The 24,137-nt window shown below is 73.7% G+C and carries 21 protein-coding genes and 1 pseudogene; 12 read left to right on the top strand and 10 right to left on the bottom strand.

What is annotated here, in order from left to right; translation table 11 throughout:
* Positions 1-41: 41 nt before the first annotated feature.
* Both ACFOVU_RS15350 and ACFOVU_RS15345 read right to left on the bottom strand, forming a co-directional pair.
* Positions 42-1,505 (bottom strand): alanine/glycine:cation symporter family protein, encoded by a 1,464-nt coding sequence (locus ACFOVU_RS15350; RefSeq protein WP_378534169.1) that lies wholly within the window; start codon positions 1,503-1,505, stop codon positions 42-44.
* Between the two features lie 275 nt (positions 1,506-1,780).
* Entirely contained in the window at positions 1,781-2,500 is a 720-nt protein-coding gene (locus ACFOVU_RS15345) for a TetR/AcrR family transcriptional regulator C-terminal domain-containing protein (protein WP_378534167.1), read from the bottom strand.
* A 92-nt stretch (positions 2,501-2,592) separates the two neighbouring features.
* On the opposite strand from ACFOVU_RS15345, the gene ACFOVU_RS15340 reads away from it, so the two are divergent.
* The 4 genes from ACFOVU_RS15340 to ACFOVU_RS15325 all read left to right on the top strand — a co-directional run bounded on the left by ACFOVU_RS15340 (position 2,593) and on the right by ACFOVU_RS15325 (position 7,471).
* Entirely contained in the window at positions 2,593-4,101 is a 1,509-nt protein-coding gene (locus ACFOVU_RS15340; protein ID WP_378534165.1) for an MFS transporter, read from the top strand.
* A gap of 693 nt (positions 4,102-4,794) precedes the next feature.
* Positions 4,795-5,808: a phytoene/squalene synthase family protein gene (locus ACFOVU_RS15335; protein WP_378534163.1), complete on the top strand. Its 1,014-nt coding sequence runs from the start codon at positions 4,795-4,797 to the stop codon at positions 5,806-5,808.
* 41 nt (positions 5,809-5,849) lie between these two features.
* Entirely contained in the window at positions 5,850-6,566 is a 717-nt protein-coding gene (locus ACFOVU_RS15330) for an aspartate/glutamate racemase family protein (RefSeq protein ID WP_378534161.1), read from the top strand.
* Positions 6,567-6,658: 92 nt separating this feature from the next.
* Positions 6,659-7,471 carry a class I SAM-dependent DNA methyltransferase gene (locus ACFOVU_RS15325; protein WP_378534159.1) on the top strand — a complete coding sequence of 271 codons (813 nt, stop codon included), beginning with the start codon at positions 6,659-6,661 and terminating at the stop codon, positions 7,469-7,471.
* Between the two features lie 57 nt (positions 7,472-7,528).
* Here the strand turns inward: ACFOVU_RS15325 and ACFOVU_RS15320 are convergent, their stop codons facing one another.
* The 5 genes and pseudogenes from ACFOVU_RS15320 to ACFOVU_RS15300 form a co-directional block, all read right to left on the bottom strand.
* The gene (locus ACFOVU_RS15320; RefSeq protein WP_378534157.1) at positions 7,529-8,134 is read right to left on the bottom strand and encodes a TMEM165/GDT1 family protein; all 606 of its coding nucleotides are present in this window, start codon (positions 8,132-8,134) and stop codon (positions 7,529-7,531) included.
* Between the two features lie 422 nt (positions 8,135-8,556).
* Positions 8,557-9,360: a PIG-L deacetylase family protein gene (locus ACFOVU_RS15315; RefSeq protein ID WP_378534155.1), complete on the bottom strand. Its 804-nt coding sequence runs from the start codon at positions 9,358-9,360 to the stop codon at positions 8,557-8,559.
* 93 nt (positions 9,361-9,453) lie between these two features.
* A complete protein-coding gene (locus ACFOVU_RS15310; RefSeq protein WP_378534153.1) occupies positions 9,454-10,041 on the bottom strand; it encodes a helix-turn-helix transcriptional regulator in 588 nt (195 codons plus the stop codon).
* Positions 10,042-10,084: 43 nt separating this feature from the next.
* Positions 10,085-11,284: an IS110 family transposase gene (locus ACFOVU_RS15305; protein WP_378534151.1), complete on the bottom strand. Its 1,200-nt coding sequence runs from the start codon at positions 11,282-11,284 to the stop codon at positions 10,085-10,087.
* 211 nt (positions 11,285-11,495) lie between these two features.
* Positions 11,496-11,849: pseudogene (locus tag ACFOVU_RS15300) on the bottom strand (helix-turn-helix transcriptional regulator); the annotation flags it as partial.
* A gap of 60 nt (positions 11,850-11,909) precedes the next feature.
* Between ACFOVU_RS15300 and ACFOVU_RS15295 the strand changes: the two are divergent.
* The 3 genes from ACFOVU_RS15295 to ACFOVU_RS15285 all read left to right on the top strand — a co-directional run bounded on the left by ACFOVU_RS15295 (position 11,910) and on the right by ACFOVU_RS15285 (position 14,007).
* Positions 11,910-12,500: a DinB family protein gene (locus tag ACFOVU_RS15295; protein WP_378534149.1), complete on the top strand. Its 591-nt coding sequence runs from the start codon at positions 11,910-11,912 to the stop codon at positions 12,498-12,500.
* Complete coding sequence (locus ACFOVU_RS15290) at positions 12,497-12,958, top strand: VOC family protein (RefSeq protein ID WP_378534147.1); 462 nt, start codon at positions 12,497-12,499, stop codon at positions 12,956-12,958. The genes ACFOVU_RS15295 and ACFOVU_RS15290 overlap by 4 nt, the downstream gene beginning before the upstream one ends.
* A gap of 188 nt (positions 12,959-13,146) precedes the next feature.
* Positions 13,147-14,007, top strand: a complete 861-nt coding sequence (locus ACFOVU_RS15285; protein WP_378534145.1) for an SDR family oxidoreductase — start codon at positions 13,147-13,149, stop codon at positions 14,005-14,007.
* Positions 14,008-14,190: 183 nt separating this feature from the next.
* Here the strand turns inward: ACFOVU_RS15285 and ACFOVU_RS15280 are convergent, their stop codons facing one another.
* A complete protein-coding gene (locus ACFOVU_RS15280) occupies positions 14,191-14,988 on the bottom strand; it encodes a hypothetical protein (RefSeq protein WP_378534885.1) in 798 nt (265 codons plus the stop codon).
* A 1,008-nt stretch (positions 14,989-15,996) separates the two neighbouring features.
* Here ACFOVU_RS15280 and ACFOVU_RS15275 point away from each other — a divergent pair.
* Entirely contained in the window at positions 15,997-17,034 is a 1,038-nt protein-coding gene (locus ACFOVU_RS15275) for a sporulation protein (RefSeq protein ID WP_378534143.1), read from the top strand.
* Positions 17,035-17,091: 57 nt separating this feature from the next.
* On the opposite strand, the gene ACFOVU_RS15270 is transcribed toward ACFOVU_RS15275, so the two are convergent.
* Positions 17,092-17,451: an ArsR/SmtB family transcription factor gene (locus ACFOVU_RS15270; protein WP_378534141.1), complete on the bottom strand. Its 360-nt coding sequence runs from the start codon at positions 17,449-17,451 to the stop codon at positions 17,092-17,094.
* 104 nt (positions 17,452-17,555) lie between these two features.
* Here ACFOVU_RS15270 and ACFOVU_RS15265 point away from each other — a divergent pair, with 104 nt between their 5' ends.
* The 4 genes from ACFOVU_RS15265 to ACFOVU_RS15250 all read left to right on the top strand — a co-directional run bounded on the left by ACFOVU_RS15265 (position 17,556) and on the right by ACFOVU_RS15250 (position 22,632).
* Positions 17,556-18,737, top strand: a complete 1,182-nt coding sequence (locus ACFOVU_RS15265) for an oxygenase MpaB family protein (protein WP_378534139.1) — start codon at positions 17,556-17,558, stop codon at positions 18,735-18,737.
* Positions 18,738-18,911: 174 nt separating this feature from the next.
* Positions 18,912-19,919: an acetylxylan esterase gene (locus tag ACFOVU_RS15260; RefSeq protein ID WP_378534137.1), complete on the top strand. Its 1,008-nt coding sequence runs from the start codon at positions 18,912-18,914 to the stop codon at positions 19,917-19,919.
* 242 nt (positions 19,920-20,161) lie between these two features.
* Complete coding sequence (locus ACFOVU_RS15255) at positions 20,162-21,214, top strand: DUF5954 family protein (RefSeq protein ID WP_378534136.1); 1,053 nt, start codon at positions 20,162-20,164, stop codon at positions 21,212-21,214.
* A gap of 197 nt (positions 21,215-21,411) precedes the next feature.
* On the top strand, positions 21,412-22,632 hold the full coding sequence (locus ACFOVU_RS15250; protein ID WP_378534134.1) for a cytochrome P450: 1,221 nt from the start codon (positions 21,412-21,414) through the stop codon (positions 22,630-22,632).
* A 91-nt stretch (positions 22,633-22,723) separates the two neighbouring features.
* Here the strand turns inward: ACFOVU_RS15250 and ACFOVU_RS15245 are convergent, their stop codons facing one another.
* Positions 22,724-24,076: an MFS transporter gene (locus ACFOVU_RS15245; protein ID WP_378534132.1), complete on the bottom strand. Its 1,353-nt coding sequence runs from the start codon at positions 24,074-24,076 to the stop codon at positions 22,724-22,726.
* Positions 24,077-24,137 lie beyond the last annotated feature (61 nt).

Raw genomic sequence — 24,137 nt, 5'->3', positions numbered from 1 at the left:
CTTGTACCTGTTCGCGTACCCGCGCTGCGGGGACGTGCGGGTCAGCCCGCCTTGGTCACGTCCACGAGGTCGGGGTTCTTCCAGTTGGGGTTGGCGAAGTACTTCTTCGTCTCGGCCACGATGACCCCCGACAGCACCAGCAGGCCGATCAGGTTGGGCACGGCCATCAGGCCGTTGGCGGCGTCGCTGAACGCCCACGCGATGCCGATCTCGGTGGTGGCGCCGATGTAGACCACGGCCACGAAGAGGATGCGGAACGGCATCACCGCGCGGCGCCCCACGAGGTAGTCCAGGCACCGCTCGCCGTAGTAGGACCAGCCCACCAGCGTGGTGAAGGCGAAGAACATCAGGGCGATGGCGACGATGTAGCCGCCGATCGGCGCGAGGCCGGGGTTGATGCCGCCGAACGCCTCGCTCATCGCCCAGTTGGTCATCAGCGCGCCGTCGCCGGTGTCGGCCTCCGCCTCCCAAGCGCCGGTGACGATGATGACCAGGCCGGTCATGGTGACCACGATGATGGTGTCGATGAAGGTCTGGGTCATGGAGACCATGGCCTGGCGCACCGGCTGGGCGGTCTTGGCCGCGGCGGCGGCGATACCGCCGGTGCCCAGCCCCGACTCGTTGGAGAACATGCCGCGCGCCATGCCCTGCTGCATCGCGATGATGAACGCCGAGCCCGCGAAGCCGCCGACGGCGGCGGTGCCGGTGAACGCGTCGGTGAAGACCAGGGCGAGCGCGGCCGGGATGTCGACCGCGTGCACGCCGAGCACGACCAGCGAGGCCACGACGTAGGCGACGATCATGAAGGGCACGACGCCGGAGGCGAAGCGTCCGATGCTCTTGATCCCGCCGAGGATGACGGCGGCCACCAGGACGACCATCGCAATACCGGAGGCCCAGGTCGGCACGCCGAACGCGCTGTCGAGCTGGCCGGCGACCGCGTTGGCCTGGGTCATGTTGCCGATGCCGAACGACGCCACCGCGCCGAAGACGGCGAACATGCCGCCCAGCACCAGGCCGACCTTGGCGCCGGTGCTGCCCGCGCCGAACTTCTCGGCCAGGCCGTGGCGCAGGTAGAACATCGGCCCGCCGCTCATCTCGCCCTTGGAGTCGGGGCGGCGGTACTTCACGCCGAGCAGCGCTTCGCTGTACTTGGTGGCCATGCCCAGGACGCCGGTGACCCACATCCAGAACAGGGCGCCCGGACCGCCGACACCGATCGCCAGTGCGACACCGGAGATGTTGCCCACGCCGACCGTGGCGGCCAACGCCGTGCTGAGCGCCTGGTAGTGGGAGATGTCGCCTTCGGTCTTTTCCCCGTCCTTGTCCGCCTCGGTGCGGCGCACCAGCGCCAGCCACATGGCGTGCCCCAGGACACGGAACTGCAATCCGCCGAGGCGGATGGTGAGGTAGACCCCCACGATCAGCAGCAGTGGGATGAGGAAGGTCGGCCCCCAGATGAAGGAGACGACGGCGTCCAGCACCGCTTGGATGGACTCGGACATAGAAGAGGGCTCCCTGGTAACAACAGAAGAAGACCGCCGCGGGGGACGACCCGCGGCACCAGTGTTTCCGAACGATCGGCGCGCAGGTCGGCGGACCCGCGGGGCGCGCTTCGGAAAGAGTCACACTGTAGCGTCACGGCGGTGTCACATTTGGCCGTCGCCCGCATTTCTTAACATATCCGGCGAAAATCGGGCCAAAAGTAGGAAGCGGACGGTACTCGGGGCCAGGCACACGGGCACCGAGGTGCCGGTCCGGGCGGTGGTGGGGACGTAGGTCAGCGCGTCGCGGGACCGGCCGGCCGAGGGGTGGCGAGCCCCGCGAGGAACGCGTCGGCACCCCGGGCGAAGTGGGCTTCCCAGTCCTCCTCGCCCGTGACGGCGTGGGCGGCGAGCGTCGGGTAGCGGTCGGCGTTGCGGCGCAGATGGTCGTTGACGGCGGAACGCGCCGCGGCGGCACCCTGGTTCCGCCAGGCGGCCTCGGCGGCGGCGGAGCCGATGACGTAGGTGGACACGGCAGCGGCGGCGGCCCGCAGGTCCAGCCCCGCCAGCCCCGCACGGGCCAGCGCGGCGTAGACGGACTCCGAATGCGCCAGCGCGTTGGGGCCCAGGAGGGGACGGCTGACCGCGAGGGCGGCCGACCACGGATGCCGCAGCAGGGCCGCACGCAGCTCCCCCATGAAGGCCCCGATCTCGGCGCGCCACGACTGCGCCGGGGCGGCCGGCAGGGCGACCTCACCGAACACCGCGTCCAGCGCCAGGTCCAGGAGGTCGTCGCGGTGGGCGACGTGCCAGTACAGGCTGGTCGCGTGCACACCGAGGGCGTCGGCGAGCCGGCGCATGCTCAGCCCCTCGGTCCCGCCCGCGTCGAGGACCCCGACCGCCGCCGCCACGATGCGCTCCCGGGTGAGCGCGGGCGCCCGGGATGCGGGGCCCGGCTCGCGCAGCCACACCCCTCCGGGCACCGCCTCGCCGCTCGCCGCACGCTTGGGACTCATGCCGTTCACGATAACCCGCTCTCCGACGCCGATCGGCTAGTCCTACACTGTAGGACCGATCCACGATTGTAGGAGAAGAAGGCGGTGCGGGTATGGCGGACACGGCACGGGGAGCCCGGGACAGCAGAGCGGGCCATCCGCACCGGTGGCGGATCCTGGCGGCGATCTGCGCGGGGCTGCTGGTCATCGTCCTGGACAACACCGTCGTCAACCTTGCGCTGCCGTCGATCGCCGCCGCGTTCGGCGCCTCCACCGCACAGCAGCAGGCGGTCGTCGACGCCTACGTCGTCGTCTTCGCCGGTCTGCTGATCGCCGCGGGGGCCGCCGCGGACCGCTACGGACGCCGCCGCGCCATGGTGGCCGGGCTGGTGCTGCTCGGACTGGCCTCGGCCGCCGCCGCGGCCGCCGGGTCGGTGTGGTGGCTGGTCGCGATGCGCGCGGTCATGGGCGTGGGCGCCGCGCTGGTCATGCCCGCCACTCTCGCGGTGATCGTCCAGGTCTTCCCCGCCCATGAGCGGCCCCGGGCGTTCGCCGCCTGGGCGGCGGTGGCCTCGGTGGGGATGGCCGCCGGGCCGGTGCTGGGCGGGCTGCTGGTCGCCGCGTGGAGCTGGGCGGGCGTGTTCCTCATCAACGCCCCCGTCGCCGCCGCGGCCGTTGCCGCGCTCCTGCGGCTGGTCCCCGAATCCCGCGACCCGGCGCGCCGCCCGGTCGACCCGGCCGGCGCGCTGCTGGCCACCCTGGGGATGGTCGCGCTGGTCACGGCGGTCATCGCCGCGGGCGCACACGGCCCCGCCGCCCCTGCCGCCCTGGTCTGCGCACCCGTGGCGGCCCTGGCGCTGGCAGCGTTCGTCCGCCACCAGCGCCGCTCGCCCGCGCCCCTGGTGGACTTCTCCCTCTACCGCGACCGGAGGTTCGCCGGCGGCAGCGCCGCCGCCACCCTGCTCACCCTGGGCACCGGCAGCGCGCTGTTCGTCATCGCCCAGTACCTCCAGCTCGTCCTCGGCCTCACCCCATTGGAGGCCGGGGCCGCTGTGATGCCGCTGGCGGCGGGCACGGTGCTCGGCTCGGCCGCCGGAGGACGCGCGCCCGAGCGCATCGGCCCGCGCGCCGCGATCGTCGCGGGGTTCGCCGCCACCGCCGCCGGGTTCGTGCTGCTGGCCGCCCCCGGGCCCGACGGCCCCTATGGGGTGGTCGCCGCCGGGCTCCTCCTGGCCGGAGCAGGAACCGGGTTCGCGGGGCCCGCCACGACCAGCACCATCCTGGGCGCCGTACCCGCCGGGCGCGCGGGCATGGGATCGGCGCTCAACGACACCCACCAGCAGCTCGGCATCGCCCTGGGCGTCGCCGCCCTGGGCGGCCTGCTGTCGGCCGCCTACCGGGCGGGCCTGCCCCCTTCCGCCCCGTCCGAGGCGCAGGCGTCGCCGGCGGCCGCCTTCGCCCACGCGGCCGGCCGGCCCGGCGGCGCGGACCTGGCCGAGGCGGCGGCATCGGCGTTCACCGGCGCGCAGAGCCTCACGATGCTCGTCGCCGCCGGATGCGCCACCGCCGGCGCGGTCACCGCGGCCCTCGTCCTGCCCCGCGACGCCCCCGCGCGGCCGTGACAGGTGCGACGACACCGAATGCGGACATTGCATTCCTTGTCGATACACGCACGGATTTTCCGGCGAATCCTGGACCGATGAGGGCGCGCCTCGCACATGGGGAATCCCAACACTTCGGCGGAACGCGGCGCAATCCCGCGGCACCCTGCTGGGCGGATCGATTTCCGGGACGGCCGCATGGTGATTGCTTCCGGAAAATCCCCTTCGACGGCACGATCCCAGAGCGCAGCCCCCGATGGGTCGCATCCCGGCGGGACAAGTACACCGTTCCACCCCGAGATCATCATCCGACCTGGACACAGATCCGGCGGACACCCTCACGGCGACCACCGCGGACCGCCGGAACCGGGGCCGCCGCCCATCGGCATTCCCACTCCGACGATTCCCGCCAACCCCGGCAATCGGCCGATCTACGGACATTGCAGCCGCACGTAAATTCCACCACCGGAGAAACACTCGGCAATTCCAACAACGAAGGTGTGGCCATTCCAACGGGAGGGTAGACACCATTTCGTGAACGGCCGACGGTCGGCCACCGAAAACCGCATCCTCTCCCGAATCACCGCTGCGGCACGTGCGACACGCCCGCGCCGTCGCGCCCGAACCCGATCCCCCCGGATCGCCGCCCCTGCCCACCGCATCCGCGACGGCCCCGATGCCGGCGCACCGCGTGTGGGCGTGGAAGGAGCGCAGTTGAGCACACGCGAACTCGATGCCGCCGGCTTCCGCGACCTGCGCCTGCGGGACGCCTACGGCACCTGCCAGACCTTCCTGAGGCACCGCAACTCCGCCACCTATCCCGCGGCGAGCAAGCTCCTGCCCCCGGGCAAGCGCCCCTACTGGGACGCCGTCTTCGCCTTCACGACCTACGTCGACGACCTGATCGACGACCCGCTGCGGCTCCCCGAGGCGCGGACCGCCCGCTTCGACGACTTCGAGCGGATGTTCTTCCTGCTGCTCAAAAGCGACGCCCCCTGGCGCGAGGCGCCCGCCGACGGCCAGGGCCGGCTCCCCCGGCAGCTGTCGCTGGCGTTCCTGCACACCGTGCGCACCTGGGACATCACCGAGGAGTCCGTCCGCCACTTCATGGCGACCATCCGCACCGACCTGCACACCACCGACTACCCGCTCTTCGCCGACCTCCACGCCTACATCTACGGGGTGTGCGCGGTGGGCACCCAGTGGGGCAACGCGCTGCTGGAGCCCCACGACGACGAGGCGGCGCGCAGGTCGAGCTCCATGAGCCTGGCCGTGCAGCTCACCGACATCCTGCTGGACCTGCGCGAAGACCTCGCCGTGGGCCGGCTGTACCTGCCCGTCGAGGACCTGCGGCGGTTCGGCCTGACCCGCGCCGACGTGGAGGAGGCCGCCGAGCACGGCCGCCTCACCGGCCCCCTGCGCGAACTCGTGCGCTTCGAAGCCGACCGCGCCCGCGACTACTTCGACGACGCCGCCGACTGGTGGCGGCTGGCGCACCCCTGCACCCGCGAACTGCCGCGGCTCTACGTGCAGCTGGGCAGGGAGGCACTGGAGTCGATCTCGCGCGCGGACTACGACGTCTTCCGCCCCGCGCGCGCCGGACGCCTGCGCGGCGCCGCCCGGGCCGGCGGCGCATCCGCGCTCGCCTACGCGCGCTCCCTGCGCCTGCGCGCCGCCGCCCGGGGACGGCCCACCACCGTCCAGCCCGCCCCCGTGGGGCCGTACTGAACCACCCCACCACCGGCCGCACCGACCAGACGGGAACCGCCATGCGCCTCACGGTCATCGCCCCCACCAACGACCCCGCCGTCTTGGACGTGGTCCGCGACGAAGCGTCGGGCTGGGCCTCCCCCGGCACCGCGATCGACGTCGCCGGCGCCCCGGCGACCGCGGCCATCGCCTCCCGCCACGACACCGCGCTGGCGGTGCCCGACCTCCTCGCCGCCATCGCCAAGGCCGCCGACTCCGGCAGCGACGGCGTGCTGGTCTCCTGCGCGGGCGACCCCGCCGTCCACGAGGCCCGCGAGAACGTCGACATCCCCGTGGTCGGCGGCTTCCAGCCCGCCGCGCTCACCGCCCTGTCGCTGGGCGAGCGCCTCGGGTTCATCACCGTGCTGCCCAGCGTGGTCCCCATGCTGCGCGCCCTCATCCGCGCCGAGGGCCTGACCGGCCGCGTCGGCACCATCCGCACCCTGGGCACCGACACCCTCGACGTGCACGACACCGCCGTCCTGACCGGGCTGATCCGCGAGCAGGCCCTCGAGGCCCTGCACCACGACGAAGCCGACGTCATCGTCCTGGCCTGCACCGGCTTCGTCGGGGCCGCCGCCCGGGTCCGGCGCGAGCTTGCCGACGCGGGCTTCGACGTCCCCGTCGTCGACCCCACCGGGGCCGCCGTGCTGTGGCTGGAATCCCTGGTGCGGCTCGGGGTGCGCGCCAGCCGCACCACCTACCACCCGCCCCCCACGATGACCTGGCGCGCCTGAGCCCCCGACCCGCCCACCCCGGCCACCGGCCCACGACCGCCCGGCCGGCGAGCAGCCCGGCCCCACGACAACGAACAGGTGAGTGAGCGACCATGACCGCCCCGGCCACCGCGCCCCGCGAGCACCCCCAGCCCTACGCCACGATCGCGGACGCCTACGACCGGCTCCTCGACTGGTCCAGCCGCCATTGGGACGAGAGCCCGCGCACCCGGGTGGGCGACTTCCTCGACACCCTGTGGGCCGGGCGCGAGCAGCCGGTGCGCAGCATCATCGAGCTGTGCTGCGGCACCGGGGCCGTCCTCGAGGAACTCGCCTCCCGCGGATACACCGTGGCGGGCCTGGACCGGTCGGCCGCGATGCTGGAGCAGGCCCGCGCCCGCCTGGGGCCCGGCACCGACCTGGTGCACGCCGAACTCCCCCACGTCCCGGCGGGCAGTGGCTACGACGCGGTCATCAGCGTGGGCACCGGCCTCAACTACCTGCCCACCGCCGACGACCTCGCCCGCACCCTCCACGCCATGGCGCGGACCGTGCGCCCCGGCGGGCCGGTGGTCTTCGACCTGCTGTCGGTGCGGATGCTCTCGGTCGACGCGGTCGCGGGGTTCGCCCAGCGGCCCGTCGTGGAGTTCGACGACGCCGCGTTCATCTGGACCTACGAGGTCAACGCCGCCCAAGGCCACGTCGACCTCACCTACACCCGGTTCCAGCGCCGCCCCGGGACCGGCGAGGAGCTCTACACCCGGACCCGGGAGCTGCACCGCATGCACCTGCACGAGCGCGGCCTCGTCGAGCGGCTGGCGCGCGAGGCCGGCTTCACCGACATCGCGGTCTACGACAACTACTCCCACCGGCCCGCCACGGAGGCCACCCAGTACGAGGTGTGGACCATGACCGCACCGTCGTGACCCGGGCCCGGCCGTCCCCCCTTCCGGTCGCGGCCGGGCCCGCCTCACCCGCCGTGCTCAGGCCAGCAGCCGGTAGGCGCCCTGGGCGGTCATGGCGGCGCCGGCGATGAAGAACAGGGCGGCCGCCCCGATCTGGATGGCGCGCTCGGGCAGCTTCTTGCCGAGCACCGCGCCGACGGCGATGGCGAGGCCGTCGGCCAGCACCATGCCGACCGTGGAGCCGATCCACACCGCCGCCCAGGACAGGGGGATACCGGAGTAGTTGGCGCCGACGGTGATGGTGGCGAGCATGGTCTTGTCGCCCAGTTCGGCCAGGAAGAAGATGGCGGCCACGGTGATGACGCCGGAGCGGATGCGCCGCGAGGCGGCGCGCTCCTCGTCCTTGTCGGTGAGGTCGTCGCCGCGAAGCGTCCAGGCGCCGAAGAAGATGAAGGCCAGGCCGGCGATCAGCGCGACCCAGTCGGTGGGGATGGCCAGGCCCAGCACCTCGGCGATGAGGACGCTGACGCCGTGGACGGCGACGGTGGCGATCGTGATGCCCAGCAGCACCGTCCGGGCCCGGTAGCGGGTGGCCAGCGACATGGCGACCAATTGCGTTTTGTCGCCCATTTCGGCGATGAAAATGGCGCCGGTGCTGACGGCCAGTGCGGTGAGGAATCCCACGGAGGAGTCTGCCCTTCGGTCGTGACACACGGGCCGGGGGGCACGGCGAGTACGGCCCTGCGGCCCGCGGTCGGCTGAGGGCCGAAGGTCTCGTCCGCCCCGGGAGGCTCACACGGCCGGGAACCACCTGCATGTACGGGGTTCCAGTATGTCGACCGCGCGGATTGAGGACTACTCCCCTCCGACGCGTCCGACGCTACCAGAATTCAACGGAATCACAATTCATGGGCATTCCCGTGGAAATTCACAGCCATTCCGCATTTCAAAGTTCGGCCCACCGAAGAAAAAGGTCAGCCCGGCCGTCGCCGCCCCGCCCCCGGCGGGGATGCCCCCGGGGCGGCCGGGACGGCACGGCCACCCGGCACACCGCGTCCCGGGATCCCCCACCGCTCCCGCCCAGAGGCCGCGCGTGCCGCCCCGCCTCAGTCGGTGATCGACTCGATCGGGCGCCGCGGGCCGCCGCCGCTCCCGTCGGCGTCCGCGGCGGCGTCGACGAACCACTCGCGGCCCAGCAGCAGTGCGAACAGCGGGACCGGCAGCCGGATCACCGCCCGGAAGGCGGCCGCGGAGCGCCCCGTTCCCGACACCGGGGTGCGGTGGGCCGCCAGGGCCGCCCGCTTCTGCCGGGCATAGCGCCGGGCATCGACCCGGTGGGTGATGGCCGATCGGGGGCTGAAAGCGCTGCTCAGCGCCTGGGGGTCGTGGCGGAAGGGGATCCGTGCCAGGCGGACCAGCCCGACCAGCCGCTCGACCACCTCGCGCGGGATCGTCGCCTCCAGCAGCCGCGGCGTCCCGGCCAGGGCGGCGGCGCGCCGCCCCACCTGGTGCACCTTGACATGGTCGCGGTGGCCGTAGCCGCCGTTGCGGTCGTAGCCGAGCAGGACGTCCGCGCCCTCCTCCCGCAGGATCGCGGCGAGCCGCCCGGCCGCCTCCCCGGTGTCGGCCCGCACGAACCGCATCCGGTCCGGCGGGTCGGGGTAGAGCAGCGCGCCGTGCCCGCTGTCGGCATAGCCCAGGTGCACGACCCGGTGCGCGCCAAGCACCGCCGCGCTCTCCCGCAGCTCGGCCATGCGCACCGATCCGCCCGCGGGGACCTCGCCCATCACGCCGTCGGTCGCCACGACGACCACCACACGGTGGCCCTCGGCGGCGGCACGCGCCAGCGTCCCGCCCGTCAGCAGGACCTCATCGTCGGGATGGGCATGAAACGCCACGATCGTCGCCATCGCCCCATGGTGCCGCACCCGCGCCGGATGCGGCTTCGGGCGGTCCCGCCCCTCCGCCGCGGCGCACGGCGCCGCGGACCGCCCCCTGCCGCCTCAGCCCGTCCCGGACATCGCCGCAAGGCGGCGGGCCATCCGGGCGGCCGCCTCCCGCAGCTCCGGTGGCCCCAGCACCTCCGCCTCGAAGGCCAGCCGCGCCACGTGCACGGCGATCCAGTCCAGGTCGTCCCCGCCGACCACGAGCACGCACCACCCGTCGCGATCGTCCTCGACCCGCGCCACCTGGGGCGGAACCAGCTCGCGCACCCGCTCGGGCGGGGCGTGCACCCGCACCCGGGCCAGGTACCGGTAGGGCGCCCCGGTCACCGACCGGTGCACGTAGTCGACCGGGTCCGGGTACTCCCGGGCCGCAAAGCGCCAGGTCGTCGCCGCCACCTCGCGCATGCGGTCCAGCCGGAAGGTGCGCCAGTCATCGCGGTCCACATCCCAGGCCATCAGGTACCAGCGGCGCCCGGTGGTGACCATCCGCACCGGCTCGACCAGGCGCCCGCGCTCCTCGCCGTCGCGGGCGGCGTAGCCGAACCGGACCCGCACGGCGTCGCGGCAGGCCCGCGCGAGCGTCACCAGCACCTCGGCGTCGATCTCGACACCGGGGGCGACCAGGGTCTCGGTGGCGCCGTGCACCGCCCGCACCTCGGCGCGCAGCCGAGGCAGCCTAATGCTTTTGTCAAGCCACGTGTCGAAGCGCGGGCCGATCCCTATAGGGCGTTCGGTCGCGCAGGATCGCGTACAGCACATTGACCCGTCTGCGGGCGAGGGCGATGAGCGCCTGGTGGTGCCGCTTGCCCTCAGCTCGCTTCTTGTCATAGAAGGCGCGCGAGGTGGGATGGCGCTGAAGGGTGCAAAACGCCGACTGGTAGAACACCCGCTTGAGGGCCTTGTCGCCGCCGGTGGCGCCGCGCGAGTAGCAGATGCGCCCGGACTGGGACAGCACCGGCGCCAGGCCGGCCGCGGCGGCCAGGGCGTCAGGGCCGGAGAAGCGGCTGGTGTCGCCGGCCGCGGCGATGAACTCGGCGGTCAGGGTGGCCCCCATCCCCGGCAGGCTGCGGATGAGGGCCCCGTCAGGGTGGGAGCGGACCAGCTCCTCGATCTCGGCGTCCACCGCCTTGAGGCGGTCCCGGGCTGCCAGCAGGTCCTCAGCGAACTCGCGAATGAGCGCGGCAGTGCGGCGCTCGCCCACCACCGCTACCTCCTGGGCCTTGGCAGAGGAGGTGGCGGCATCGGCCAGGGACTGCGCCCGGGTGCGTTTGACGCCGCGTCGTTGCAGGTATTCGGTAATGCGCCTTTCCCCGGCCCGGCGGATCTCGGCCGGGGTGACGTAGTGGCCCAGCAGGATCAGGCCGGAGGCGTTGGTGGGGTCCACCACGCGCTCCAGGCCCGGATGGATGCCGCAGAGCAGGTCACGCAGCCGGGCCACCTTCGCGGTGGTGTCCTTGACCAGGCTGGTGCGGTGGGCCACGAGCAGCCGCAGTTCCACGGCCGTCTCCTCGGGCACTTCCACCGCGCGCAGGTCGTCGCGGAGCATGACCTGTTCGGCGATGACTTTGGCGTCGCGGGGGTCGGACTTGTTCTCCCCGCCGCGGGTGCCGCGCCGGGCGCGGTTGACGGCCAGGCCGGGGATGTGGACGCAGGCGAATCCTTCGGCCAGGAGCATCGCGGTGAGCAGGCCGGCGATCCCGCCGAGGATGTCCAGGCCGATCCTCACCCCGTCGTGTTCGTCGGCGATGGTGCGCAGTTCGGTGATGGCGTCGTCGATGGCTTCGGGGGTGTTGTCGACGCGGTGGCTGGTCAGCTTCTGGCCGCGGTCGTCGACGGCGGCGAGCCAGTGGAAGTCCTTGGCGATGTCGAATCCAGCGCTGGCGGCCATGGTGGTCCTTCCCGTGGGGGGTGCGGGGTGCGGCTCCTTCCGCCTGTCCTCGCCCTACACAGCGATGGTCCGCAGAGCCTAATCAGCAGTCCGGAAGAAGGTGCGGGCCAGGCGGTTATGCCTCGTGAGCCATCGATGGCAGCCAGCATGAAAGCCATACCTGGCCCGCTCGCGTGTCCCCATGGTCGCGAACCTCTGGGGCGCACTCAAGAAGGTAGGGCGGCATGACCTGGTCGAGCTTGGCCAGCGCCCGCAGCGCCGCCTCGCCCGCCCCGGCGACCGTGCCCCCCGCCGCCAGCCGCAGGGACACCGCCGTCGCGGTCGCCTCCTCGTCGTCCAGGAGCAGCGGCGGCATCCGGGCGCCCGCGCCCAGCCGGTAGCCGCCGCCGACGCCCGCTGTGGCGTGCACGGGGTAGCCCAGTGCCCGCAGCCGCTCCACGTCGCGCCGCACCGACCGGCCGGTGACCCCCAGTTCGGCGGCGAGCTCGCCGGCGGTCCAGGACGGCCGCCGTTGCAGCAGCCCCAGCAGCCGCAATACCCGCTCGGTCGTCGCTTCGACGCTCACGCGCCCATCATCGCAGAATCACGGAACGATCCTGTCCGCTATAGGCGCCAAGCTGGGCCCATGACCGAACCGACCTGGAACCCCCTGCTCAGGGATCAGCTCTCGTGGCACTGGACCCACCAGCTGCGCGACCGCCTCGCCGGGCTCACCGACGAGGAGTACTTCTGGGAGCCGGCCCCCGGCTGCTGGAACGTGCGCCCGCGCGGCACCGGCACCGCACCCGTGCAGGCCGGCTCCGGCGCCATGACCATCGACTTCGCGATGCCGGTGCCCGACCCGCCGCCGTTCACGTCGATCGCCTGGCGCCTGGGGCACGTGATCGTGGGGGTGCTGGCGATGCGCAACGCCTCGCACTTCGGCCGCACCCCGACCGACTACTGGTCGTTCGACTACGCGCCCACCGCGGCCGCGGCGCTGGACCAGCTCGACACGGAGTACGCCGCCTGGCAGGAAGGGGTCGCCTCGCTCGGCGACGCCGACCTCACCCGCGCCTGCGGGCAGGCGGAGGGCCCCTACGCCGACCACCCCATGGCGACGCTGGTCCTGCACATCAACCGCGAGATGATCCACCACCTCTCCGAGGTCTGCCTGCTGCGCGACCTCCACCTGCACACCCGGACCGCCACGACCACGACCGGAGCACCCCGATGAGCCGCCACGTCCAGCTCACCTTCGACGCCCGCGACCCGCGCGCCCTGTCGGCCTTCTGGCGCGACGTCCTGGGCTACGTCCACCCCGGACCGCCCGGCGTCGACGTGCCCGAGGGCGCCGACCCGCTGGCCGCCTGGGACGACTTCCTCACCCGCATCGGCGTCCCCGAGGAGCAGCACAACGCGCGGTCGGCCATCGAGGACCCCGACGGGCACGGCCCGCGGCTGTTCTTCCAGCGGGTACCCGAGGGCAAGACCGCCAAGAACCGCGTCCACCTCGACGTCCGCGCGGCCCCCGGACTCCAGGGGCAGGAGCGGATGGCGGCGCTGGAGGCCGAATGCGCCCGGCTCGTCGCGCTCGGCGCCGAGCGGATATCCCGCCACGACCCCGAACCCCCGCTCGGCGCCGGCCACATCGTGCTGGCCGACCCCGAGGGCAACGAGTTCTGCCTGGACTGACCGGCCCGGCGCGGCGGTGCCGGGGGGCATGCCCCGTCCCGGCCCCGCCCGCCCCCTCCGGGCGAGCATCCGCCGGCCGGCCGCGGGCCGGGCCGGCGGGGTTGACCTCAACCGCGGTTGACCTCCTAGCTTGGCGACCACCGCCGCCGGCCGTCCGGGCGCCGGCCGCCCGCCGAAAGGGTCCGCACATGTCACCTCAGACCGGCATACTGGTCATCGGAGCGACCGGGAACGTCGGCCGCAACGTCGTCGCCGAACTGGTGGAGCAGGGGACCCCGGTGCGCGCGCTCACCCGCCGCCCCGGCCGCTCCGGCCTGCCCCCGGGCGCCGACGTGGTGCAGGGCGACCTCACCGACCCGGCGTCGCTGAAGGCCGCACTCGACGGGATCGGCGCGGTCTTCCTCGTGTGGCCCTTCCTCACCGCCGACGACGCCCCCGACGTCCTCGGCCTGATCGCCGAGCACGCCCGCCGCGTCGTCTACCTGTCCTCCTCAGGGGTGGACGACGACGCCGAGCGCCAGGCGGACCCCATCAACCGGTTCCACGCCGATGTCGAACGCACCATCAGGGCCTCCGGGGTGGAGTGGACCTTCCTGCGGGCCGGCGGGTTCGCCACCAACAACCTCGAATGGGCCCAAACGGTGCGCACCGAGCGGGTCGTGCGCGCCCCCTTCCCCAACGCGGCGCGCTCCCTCATCCACGAGCGCGACATCGCGGCCGTGGGCGTGCGCGCGCTGACCGAGGACGGCCACGTGGGCGCCGTCCACATCCTGACCGGCCCCGCCTCGCTCACCCTCGTCGAGCAGGTGGACACCATCGCCTCGGCCCTGGACCTGCCCGTGCGCTACGAGGAGGTCCCGCCGGGGCAGGTCCGCGAGCAGATGCTGGGGGCCGGGTGGCCGGCCGAGGTCGTCGACGGCATCCTCGGCCACCACGACTCCACCCAGAACACCCCCGACCCGGTCACGACCACCGTCGAGGACGTCACGGGGGCACCGGCGCGGACCTTCCGCCAGTGGGTCCTCGACCACGCCGACGACTTCCGCTGACCGGGCCGCCCGCCGCCCGGCACCGGCCGCCGGTCCCCCGCTCCTCCCCCGCTCTCCCCTGCACCGCGCCCGCCCTCCGAATCGGGGTCCGGACACAACGACGCCGGGGCCCGCCCGTGATGGGCGGGCCCCGGCGCGGGGTGGGACGGCCGGTCGGCCGGTGCGGCCGGCCGGTGCGGCGCCTTAGCGCATGTACTCGTCGCGCACGCGGGTCAGGCGCTCACGCGCACCGTCGGTGAGGCGCTTGCGGCCCTCCGTGGTGAACACGGACGGGAACCGGTCACCGGCCCCGCTCAGGCCCTTGGCCAGCGCGGGACGGAACTTCGTGAGCAGCACCGCCACGGCCAGCGCCGGCAGCACGGCCGCGGTCACGGCGCTCGCCGCCATCGGCGCGTCGGCGCCGGCGAGCTGGAGACCGGAGAGGTCGTTGGCCGCGGTCGAGGCCTGCACACCGGTACCGGGGCCGGAGCCGGAGCCGCCGTCGCCCTGCTGGGAAGCGGCGGGCGCGCTCTGGGAGTCCCGGGGGCTCTGCTGCTGGTCGGCCTGGGCGTTGCCGCCGCCCGAGCCGCTGGTGCCCTGGCCGGAGACGGCGTCGGTGCACTTGGTGTCGGTGCCCATCGGCTGGGGCGCGCCCTCGGTGCCGTTGCCGTCGCCCCACTTGGTGATGTGGTAGTCGACGTTGATGTGGCCCTCGCCACCGGAGACCGTGTAGCTGGAGTCGTCCCAGGACTGGCCGGTCAGCTTGGCGAAGGTCTTGCCGTCGAGGTCGAGCAGGACGTTGCAGTCGCCGGCGGGGTCACCGGGGCCGCGGTCGCCGATGAAGAAGTCGGCCTTCTTGCCGTTGTACTCGACGTAGCCCTCGGTGCCCAGGGGCCAGGACGGGCTGGCCGCCAGGCCTTCCTGCATGGGCTGGCCACTGGCGGGGGCGCCGGTGTCGCCGTTGATGCCGGAACCGTCGTCCCAGAAGTAGGACGCCTTCAGGTTGCCGTTCTGGATGGTGTCGGTGCCCGCGTTGGTCTGGGCGGTGGTAGAAGCGCTGGTACTCATGCTGTCCCCCCGTAAGTCGGGTGCAGGGCCGAGAGTGGGCCCGGACATGGCCGTCGTGGGCCGCATCGGGCACGGCGGTGCCGTGTCCGCGCGCGGCGGATGGGCCATGAGGTCTCGCCCCGGCGATGCGCAGGGCGTGCGGGCGGGTCGGCTGTGACCCCGGGCGGGCGGCGCTGGTCTGCGCTGCCGTCCCGCATCGGAAGGGCCTGGGTCCCGGGCGGTCGAAGAGGTGGCCCGGAGCTCGGCATCGGTGATTGGTCTGCGGTTGACCGTCAGATCACGGACCGATCACGGATCACGCTAGCCAATACGCACGTAAAGTGCGAGGGTGGCGCGGGTAAAACCGCAGATCAATGGGCGTGAATCCGGGTGCTCGGGGTGCGGGATCGCCTGCGTGTGCGGGGATCCGCGCCTCCCGGGATTTCAAGGAAATCCACGCCTAAACCCAAGCGGCGGTCTGATTTGCCGTGCTAGGGCAACGGTTCGTACAACAGCCATGGGGGCGGTGGCATTCCGCCGGGAGCACATTTTTCCGGGACCGCCCGGAAGGCCCGCGCAGAGCGGGATCCGGCGCCCCGGAGCCCGGATTGGGCGGCCCGGATCTCCCCCGCGCCGAGGGCCGGGCAGCGCCGCCGCAGGAGCCGACTCCCGCCGCGCACACCCCGGCCAAAGGCGGCCACCAGCACCGACGTCCCCCGCCTCGCACAGGCCGCCGGGCGCCTGGTCGCCGCGCACCGCCGCGTGCGCCCGCTCGCCCCATTACGGACGTCCCGAGCCCGGCAGCGGCCCAGCGCCACGGAACCGCGCCGCCCCGCCCCCCGTTGCGCCGTTGACACCGCGCGCAGCCGGTCCCGCACAGCGGGCGACCGGCCGGCGGGACGCACGGCGTCCCGCCACGCGCACCCACCATGTCCCCCCGGCAGCGGGGACGGAAAGGACGGAATGGCCTTCAAACGCTTGCTGGCGGCCTTCGGAATCGGCGGCCCCACCATCGACACCGTGCTCGCGACCCCGCACACCTATCCCGGCTCGTTCGTGGAGGGGCACGTCGAACTCGCCGGCGGCGACACCGACGCCGACATCGAAGAGATCACCCTGGCCCTGGTCGCCCGCGTCGAGACCGGATACGGCGAGTACGGCGAGGAAGGGGAAGAAGGGGAGGAAGAGGCCGCCGCCGCGGAGTTCGCCCGGATCCCGGTGGCCGGCCCGTTCCGGCTGGCGGCGGGGGAACGCCACTCGATCCCCTTCCGCTACCCGGTCCCCTGGCAGGCCCCGATCACCGACGCCGCCGGCGGCACGCTCCCCGGCGCCGTCCTGGGCCTGCGCACCGACGTCGTCCTGGCCGGCTCCGCCGACAAGGGCGACCTCGACCGGGTCCACGTGCACGCCCTGCCCGGACAGGACCGCATCCTGGAGGCGTTCGCCCGCCTCGGCTTCGCGCTCAAGAGCACCGGCGTCGAGACCGGCCACGTGCCGGGCGCGGCCCAGGAGTTCCCCTTCGTGCAGGAGATCGACTTCCACCCCGCTGAGCGCTACGCCCACGAGGTGAGCGAGGTCGAGGCCGGGTTCGTCCCCGACCCCAACGGGCTGCTCGTGGTCATCGGGATCGACCGCCACGACGGCCTGTTCGCCGACGGCGCCGAGCCCCACGGCGGCTTCCGCATCGAGCACGCCGACGCCGACCGCTACGACTGGACGGCCCGGCTCAACGAGTGGATCGAACACACCCTGGCGCAGCACCGCGCCTACGGCGGCGGCTACGGCTACGGCCACGGCGGGCCCGGCCACTACCAGGGCGAGGAGGACGAGGGCGGCGGAATGCTCGGCGCCATCGGCGGGGCCGCCATCGGCGCGGCCGGCGGGCTGGCGGCCGGCTACCTGGCCGCCGAGGCCGTCGACGCGTTCAGCGGCGCCGGCGAGGACGAGGCGCAACCCGAGGAAGCCGAAGAGGAGCCGCAGGAGGACGAAGAAGAGGAATGATCCCCGGGCCCGCGCCGCAGCCGCCGGCGCGGGCCCGCCCCAGCGGGGCGGACACGGTCAGGAGTGCGGCGGTTCCCCGGTCACGACATGGTCGGCGTGGTTCAGCGCCTCCAGGACCAGCCGGCGCAGGTGGCCGTCGCGCAGCCGGTAGATGGCGTGCCGCGACCGCTTGCGCGACTCCACCAGCGACGCCAGCCGCAGCTTGGCCAGGTGCTGGGAGACCGCGGTGCGCGAGACCCCGCAGGCGTCGGTCAGCTGTGTGACATCGGCCTCGCGCTGGGCCAGGATCCACAGCAGGTGCAGCCGTGTGGGGTCCGACAGCAGCTGGAACACGTTCGCGGCGACAGCGAGCTGCGCGGCATCGGGCGGGGTCTCATGCGAAAGACTCGCAGGTGCCGTGGCATCGCCGGGGTGCATGCCCGCAGTCTACGTGCCGCCCCCCGCACACACGCCCGCGCGCCGCACACCCGCCCCATGGTGGGTAGGGTGCGCGTGCCGGATACCCCCCGATGGAGGCTCAGATGTCGATCGATTCCGCGCTGTCCGCACCCCCGAGGCGCCTGATCAACGCCGACGGCGTGCTTGAGCGACACGGCCGGGAACGCCTCGCCCTGCTCGCCGGCGGGCTGCGCACGGGCGACCCCGTCGCCGACGCGGTCATCGCCGAATTCGCCGAGCGCGGCGCCACAGCGCGGGCCGCCCTGCGCACCGGACTGGCCGACGGCCTCGCCGCCGTCACCGACCCGCCCCCCGCTGTCGCCGCCCTCCTGGCCGAATCCGAGCGGTCGATCGCCGGCGCCGACCCCGGCCTGCTGGAACGCGGCGACGTCCCCAGCATCACCGTCGACCCGTTCTGGAGCCGGATCGGCTTCGCCCTCGCCTCCCTCGTGCACACCTACAGCGCCCCCGGGATCGCCCGGGTCCTCACCGGCACCGGCCGGCTCACCGGCGGCGCCGCAGCGCGCCGCCTCGGCGAGACCGGGCTGTGGCGAGCCAACGCCGTCGCCCCCGGCGGGCTCCTGCGCGGCGCCCCCGGCTACCAGGACTCCGTGCAGGTGCGGCTGCTCCACGCCCGGGTGCGCGCCCGCGCCCTGGAGGGCGGGTGGGACACCGGCGCGTGGGGTGTGCCCATCAACCAGGTCGACACCGCCCGCACCTGGCTGGACTTCACGGTCGTGCCGTTCCGCGCCCTGGAGCGCGTCGGCATCCACCTGAGCGAGGAGGAGGAACGCGACCTCTACCGCTACTGGCACCACGTCGCCGCACTGATCGGCGTGGACCCGCGCTTCTACCGCGACGTGCACGACCATGCGTCGGCGGCCGCCCTGCTGGAGCTCATCGACGCCACCAACGCGGCCCCCGACGACGCGGCGCGCTCGCTGGTGGGGGCGCTGCTGGAGGCGCTGGCGGGGCCGATGGAGGAATCGCTGTCGCTGCCGCGGGCCACCGCCGACGCCCTCCTGGCCGCGCTGACCCGGCTCATGCAGGGCGAGGAGGCCGCCGATGCCCTGGGGATCGAACGGGTCGACGTCGCCCCGTTCCTGCCGCTCCTGGCCATGGGCAACGCCGGCGTGCGCCGCTGGCAGCGGGCGACGCCGGAGTCCTGGCGGCTGGCGCTGGCCGAGCAGGTCGAGTACCGGCGCACCGAATTCGCCGGCCTCCCGGGCACCGAGTACCGCGACCACGCCGCCGGCACCGTGTGACCCTTCCATCGGGCATCGGCCACCATCCGGGCACCGAACCATGAACCCCGCAAAGGTGGCGAAAGCACGTCGCGGCGTGGTACCTCCTTGATCCGGTGGCCCACCACCGCGCCCCGCCGGGCCCTGCCCGGCCGGGGCGCCCCCACGACGTCCCCCATGAGAAGGGATGCCCCCTTGTTCGTCGACCTTCCCCTCGACCGGCTCCGCGAGCACCGTTCGGAAAGCGTTTCCCCTCCGGGTTTCGACGACTTCTGGACCACGACGCTGACCGAGGCCCGAACCCACCCGATCGACGTGCGCACGCGCGCCGAGGACACCGGCCTGCGCACGCTGGACGTCCACGACGTCACCTTCGCCGGCTTCGACGGCGCACCGGTCAAGGCGTGGCTGCGGCTGCCCCGCGGGGCCGAGGGCCCGCTGCCCGCTGTGGTGGAGTTCCCCGGATACGGCAGCGGGCGCGGCGAGGCGGTCGACGGCCTGTTCTGGGCGAGCGCCGGCTTCGCCCACTTCACGATGGACGTGCGCGGCCAGGGCGGCGCGGGACGGCCGGGCGACACCCCCGACCCGGTCGGCAGCGCGTCGTCGCACCCGGGGTTCATGACGCGCGGCATCGAGGACCCCGCCACCTACTACTACCGGCGCGTGATGACCGACGCCGTGCGCGCGGTCGAGGCGGCGCGGGCCCTGGACGCGGTCGACCCGCAGCGCGTGGCGGTCCTGGGCGGGTCGCAGGGCGGCGCACTGGCGCTGGCCGCCGGGACGCTCACCGGCGACGTCGCCGCGATCGTCTCCTTCGTCCCGTTCCTGTGCGACATCGCGCGGGCCGTCACCATCACCGACGCCACCCCCTACGTCGAGATCCCCCGCTTCCTGCGGGCCCAGCGCCTGAAGGCGCCCGCCGCACTGCGCACCCTGGCCCACATCGACGGCGTGCACTTCGCGGCGCGCGCCCGCGTCCCGGCCCTGTTCACGACCGCCCTCATGGACGCGACCTGCCCGCCCTCGACCGTCTTCGCCGCGCGCAACGCCTACGGCGCCGACAGCGACATCATCGTGTGGCCCTACAACGGGCACGAGGGCGGCGGCATCCAGGACCAGCGGGCCGCCCTGGCCTTCCTGTCCCCGCTGTTGGAAGGGCGCCCGGTCACCGCCGGCGGGTCGGTCACCGTCCACGACGGCTGAGTCGGGGCCGCCCGGCCGCGCCGGGCCCCGCTGTTGGCGCCCCGCCCCGTTGTCCACGCCCGCTGTCCAACGGGGCGGCACACCACCTGCACCAGCACCTTTACAAAGTAGATTTCCACTATCGTCCAATGTCCGCGCATCGCCGAATCGCCGGGCGAACGGGACGGCTTGCGTGCAGTCCCGTTCGCGGGAGCACGGGAACCGCCTGACAGGGACCCCGGTGAGCGGCAAGTATGGGGCTCATGGACGACCGCGACGAGCCCCCTGCCCAGCGCAGACCGCGCACCCCCGAAACCCGCGCCGCCCGGCCCCAGAGCCCACGGACCGACCTCCGCATGCTCTTCCCCCTCTACCAGCCCGCCCAGGAGATCGGCGACCGCTGGCTCACCCGCGCCTATGCCGGCCCGAGCCCGCAGGAGGGCCGCGACGCGCTGGCCCACCACTTCCTCAAGCAGACCCACGAGCTCGAACCCGACCCCGGGCGCAAGCGCGACTTCGCCGACGCCGCCAACCTCCTGGACTGGGAGCGCCACGACGAGCTCCTGGTCCTCGGGCACCGCTACCGGGTGGTGCGCATCGAGCGCTACGTCCGCTTCACCAAGGACGAGCCCGATCGCCCGCGGCCCACCGACCCCGCCCCGGCGCCGTCCTCCCCCGCTCCGGGGGAATCGGAGCGCAGCGCACGCCAGCACGACATCGACCTCACCAGCGACGCCGAGACCGACGCCGACTCGACCGCGCTCAAGGCCGAGCTGCGCGAGCTGGTCCCCGCGGGCGGCCCGATCCCGCGGGAGGTCACCGAGGACGCCCTGGTGCGCCACATGGCCTACCCCGATGTCGTCGTCCTGCCGCCGGGGTTCCAGCTGCTGATGCGCCTGGGCGGCGAGCGCGCCTGGCGGCCCTTCGGCTCCGACTGCACCACCCCCGACGAGGCGCGCGAGGACCTGCGCCAGCACCTCGCCCACCGCAGCCGCAGCGATGGGGAGTGGAACGCCGACACCACGACCGACGAGCGCACCGCCTACGGCGAGGCGCTCGCCGAGGTGGAGGCCAAGGGCCTGGTCGACGCGGTGTCGGTGCGCAACCGCCACTACCGGGTCGCCCGCGTGATCCGGATCGCCCGCGTCGGCTTCGACGGCCCCGAGACGCCGCGCGAGAGCGACCACGACCCCTACCCGCCGCCGGCGGCCCAGCACCTCGAAGCCCATGAGCAGGGCCTTCTCGACGAGGACGACGAGGGTCCGCCGGATCCTCCGGGCGAGGAGGCCAAGAAATTCCTCCTCGGCCCGGGGTGAGGGCGCGGCGTGTGCGCCCCCGCCCGCCCCCACGAACGGGGGCGGGCGGGAACGCGATCTTGACCCCGATCCGGCGCATCGGCTAATTTAGATCTAAACAAACCGTCGGAGACCGGCCACCTCAACACCCGACCACTCCCCCGCCCCGGCGGCCGTCGTTGCCCGAACAGCGCCCTCGCCCCGCACGGAGATGCCAGTTGAGCCAGAACGACCAGGTCATCCGCCTCCCACTGCCCACCGACGGCCCCTTGGACGCACCGGACGCCTGGCAGCATCTGCGAGAGCGGTGCCCGGTGGCCAACGTCGAGCTCCCCAGCGGAGACACGGGCACGCTCCTGACCCGCTACGAGGACGTCAAGGCCCTGCTCTCCGACCCCCGCTTCGCCCACCCCACGGCCGGGGACCGCAGCGCCCGGCTCGCCCCCGAAGGGGCGGGCGGCGCCTCGGCCGACGGCACCCGGTCGTTCGGCCTGCCCTTGACGGGCGAGGCCCACCTGCGATGGCGGCGCCGGGTGGGCAGGTACTTCACCGCCAAGCGCATGGCGGCACTGCGCCCCCGCATACGCGGCATGGCCGAGGCCCTCGCCGGCGACATGATCGCCGGCGGGCGGCCCGCCGACCTCAGGGCCGCGCTCGCCGCACCCCTGCCGATCCACGTGATCTGCGAGCTCCTCGGCGCCCCCGCCGCCGACCGGGAGCGGTTCTCCCAGTGGTCCGACGCGTTCCTGAACGTCACGCGCTTCTCGAAGGAGGAGATCACGGCGGCGCAGAGCGGATTCGCGTCCTACATGGCCGAACTCGTCGCCGCCAAGCACGCCGAGCCGGCCGAAGACGTGCTCAGCATGCTGATCCGGCAGAGGAAGGCCGAGGGCGAGGGGCCGTCCGACACCGAGCTCGCCGGCATCGGCATGGCGCTGCTGGTCGCCGGGCAGGAGACCACGGCCAACATCATGGCCAAGATGTTCGCCCTGATCCTGGCCGACCGCACCCGGTGGGAGCGCCTGCTCGCCGACCCCTCCCTGGTGCGCAGTGCGGTCGACGAGGTCCTGCGCTTCGACGCCAACCTGGGCGGCTTCGGCATCCGGCGCTACATCGGCGAGGACGTCCGCATCGGCGATGAGCTGCTGCCCGGCGGCACCACCGTCTTCTGTGCCCTGTCGTCCGCCAACCGCGACGAGCGGGTCTTCACCGACCCCGACCGGATGGACCTCGACCGCAGTCCCAACCCGCATCTGACCTTCGGCACCGGACCCCATTCCTGCCTGGGCCAGTCCCTGGCCCGCACCGAACTCCAGGTCGCCCTGGAGGTCCTGCTGCGCACGCTGCCGACCCTCGAACTCGCCGTTCCGGTCGAGGAGCTGCACCGGATCCAGGGCCTGGAGGTCGGCGGCCTGCGCGAGGTGCCCGTGCGGTGGTGATCCCCCGGCGGGTCGGCCGCGGCGCACGGGCCGGACCACCGCCGACGGGGGCGGCGGCCCGCGCGGTGAACCGCGCCGGATGCGGGGGCGTTCATGTGGTCGTTTCACCGGCCGCCGACCGCCGGGCGGAAGCGGTCTCGGCGGCGTGGACCGGTGTGTCAGGGGCCGGAGTCGGAGTCTCCTCCTCGGACCCCAGGTCGTCGATGGAGCGGAACGCCGGAGCGGCGAGGGCGGCCAGTGCCGTGACTGCGACGAGCGCGGCGACCAGGGCTCCGGCCACGGGCAGCCCGGCCGCGGCGGCGATGGCGGCGAGCGGGGCGCTGGTGAGGGCGGGTGCGGCGAGCATGACGGTGTTCTGCGCGCCCAGGACACGGCCGCGCATGGCATCGGGTGTGGCCTCGATGGTCAGGACACCGAGCACGGCGGAGGCAGGAGCGTAGAGGAACCCGGCCAGGGCCGCCCCGCCCAGCACCAGCCACGGTGCGGCCATGCTGCCGACCGCGGCGAAGCCGGCGAGTGTGCCCGCCATCCCGACGACGAACCAGGCACGCCTGCGGACCCGTCCGGCGAAGGCGGCGTAGAGCGCCGAGCCCGCGATGCTCCCGGCGGCGATCGCGCTCAGGGTCAGCCCGGTCAGCTCGGGCAGGTTCTCGGCGGTGAAGTAGGCGGGCATGAGTGTGGTCTGGAGAACGCTCAGGACCGCGATGAACACCCCTGTGACCAGGGTGGAGCCGAGGACGAGCCGGTTGCGGCCCAGGAAGCGCCACCCGTCGGCCAGGTCGGTGGCGGCCCGGCGCAGACCGCCCCCGGCGGCGCCTGGCGGGACGGGGTCGCGGGGCGCGACAGCGCCGGTCCCCGGGTCGAGCAGGAGGGTGGTCAGGGCGGCGGCCAGACCGGTGGCGGCGGTGGCCAGCAGGATCACCGGGGACGGTCCCAACAGTGCGACCAGCAGCCCGCCCAGGCCGGGGCCGGCCAGCAGGAGCACGTTGCCCACGGTCTCGCGGACGGCGATCAGCCGGTCCAGACGGACCGGGCTCCCGCCCGGGGCCGGCTGCGTGGCACCGAGGCGGGCCAGGGCGGGCAGCAGGGTCTCCTGGGCGGTCATCCCCGGCACCCGGATCACCGCCCCGGCCACGGCCAGCGTCAGGAACCAGGCCAGATTGAGGCCCCAGACCGCGTCGATGGCCAAGAGCGCGACCATCGACAGCGCGGTGAGCAGGTTGGCGGCCACCGACACCATCCGCCGGTCGACCCGGTCGACGAGCAGCCCGGAGAAGATCCCGGCAGCGGCGGAGACCGCCATCCCCACGGTCGCCATGATCCCCGCTGCCAGCACGTCGCCGGTGCGGTCGAGCACGAGGAGCGGCATCACCACGCTGGCGATACCGGCCCCCAGCAGGGAGAGCGCGTATGAGGTGAAGTAGATCGCTGGGCTGCGGCGCACCACGCCGTCTCCTGTCCGTGTTCGAGTGCGCATGCCCGGGACGGCGGACACGCACGGTCGG

This window comes from Nocardiopsis sediminis (assembly GCF_042650565.1).
Lineage (GTDB): Bacteria > Actinomycetota > Actinomycetes > Streptosporangiales > Streptosporangiaceae > Nocardiopsis_B > Nocardiopsis_B sediminis.
Note: the sequence above shows the minus strand (reverse complement) of the source record. Positions and strands in the feature narration are given on the sequence as shown.

Bases quoted from the DNA above. Each gene is read 5' to 3' on its own strand.
- ACFOVU_RS15255 (WP_378534136.1), top strand. From the start codon at position 20,162: ATGGACGACCGCGACGAGCCCCCTGCCCAGCGCAGACCGCGCACCCCC.
- ACFOVU_RS15290 (WP_378534147.1), top strand. From the start codon at position 12,497: ATGAGCCGCCACGTCCAGCTCACCTTCGACGCCCGCGACCCGCGCGCC.
- ACFOVU_RS15265 (WP_378534139.1), top strand. From the start codon at position 17,556: ATGTCGATCGATTCCGCGCTGTCCGCACCCCCGAGGCGCCTGATCAAC.
- ACFOVU_RS15345 (WP_378534167.1), bottom strand. From the start codon at position 2,500: ATGAGTCCCAAGCGTGCGGCGAGCGGCGAGGCGGTGCCCGGAGGGGTG.
- ACFOVU_RS15285 (WP_378534145.1), top strand. From the start codon at position 13,147: ATGTCACCTCAGACCGGCATACTGGTCATCGGAGCGACCGGGAACGTC.
- ACFOVU_RS15315 (WP_378534155.1), bottom strand. From the start codon at position 9,360: ATGGCGACGATCGTGGCGTTTCATGCCCATCCCGACGATGAGGTCCTG.
- ACFOVU_RS15330 (WP_378534161.1), top strand. From the start codon at position 5,850: ATGCGCCTCACGGTCATCGCCCCCACCAACGACCCCGCCGTCTTGGAC.
- ACFOVU_RS15350 (WP_378534169.1), bottom strand. From the start codon at position 1,505: ATGTCCGAGTCCATCCAAGCGGTGCTGGACGCCGTCGTCTCCTTCATC.
- ACFOVU_RS15305 (WP_378534151.1), bottom strand. From the start codon at position 11,284: ATGGCCGCCAGCGCTGGATTCGACATCGCCAAGGACTTCCACTGGCTC.
- ACFOVU_RS15325 (WP_378534159.1), top strand. From the start codon at position 6,659: ATGACCGCCCCGGCCACCGCGCCCCGCGAGCACCCCCAGCCCTACGCC.
- ACFOVU_RS15275 (WP_378534143.1), top strand. From the start codon at position 15,997: ATGGCCTTCAAACGCTTGCTGGCGGCCTTCGGAATCGGCGGCCCCACC.
- ACFOVU_RS15340 (WP_378534165.1), top strand. From the start codon at position 2,593: ATGGCGGACACGGCACGGGGAGCCCGGGACAGCAGAGCGGGCCATCCG.
- ACFOVU_RS15270 (WP_378534141.1), bottom strand. From the start codon at position 17,451: ATGCACCCCGGCGATGCCACGGCACCTGCGAGTCTTTCGCATGAGACC.
- ACFOVU_RS15295 (WP_378534149.1), top strand. From the start codon at position 11,910: ATGACCGAACCGACCTGGAACCCCCTGCTCAGGGATCAGCTCTCGTGG.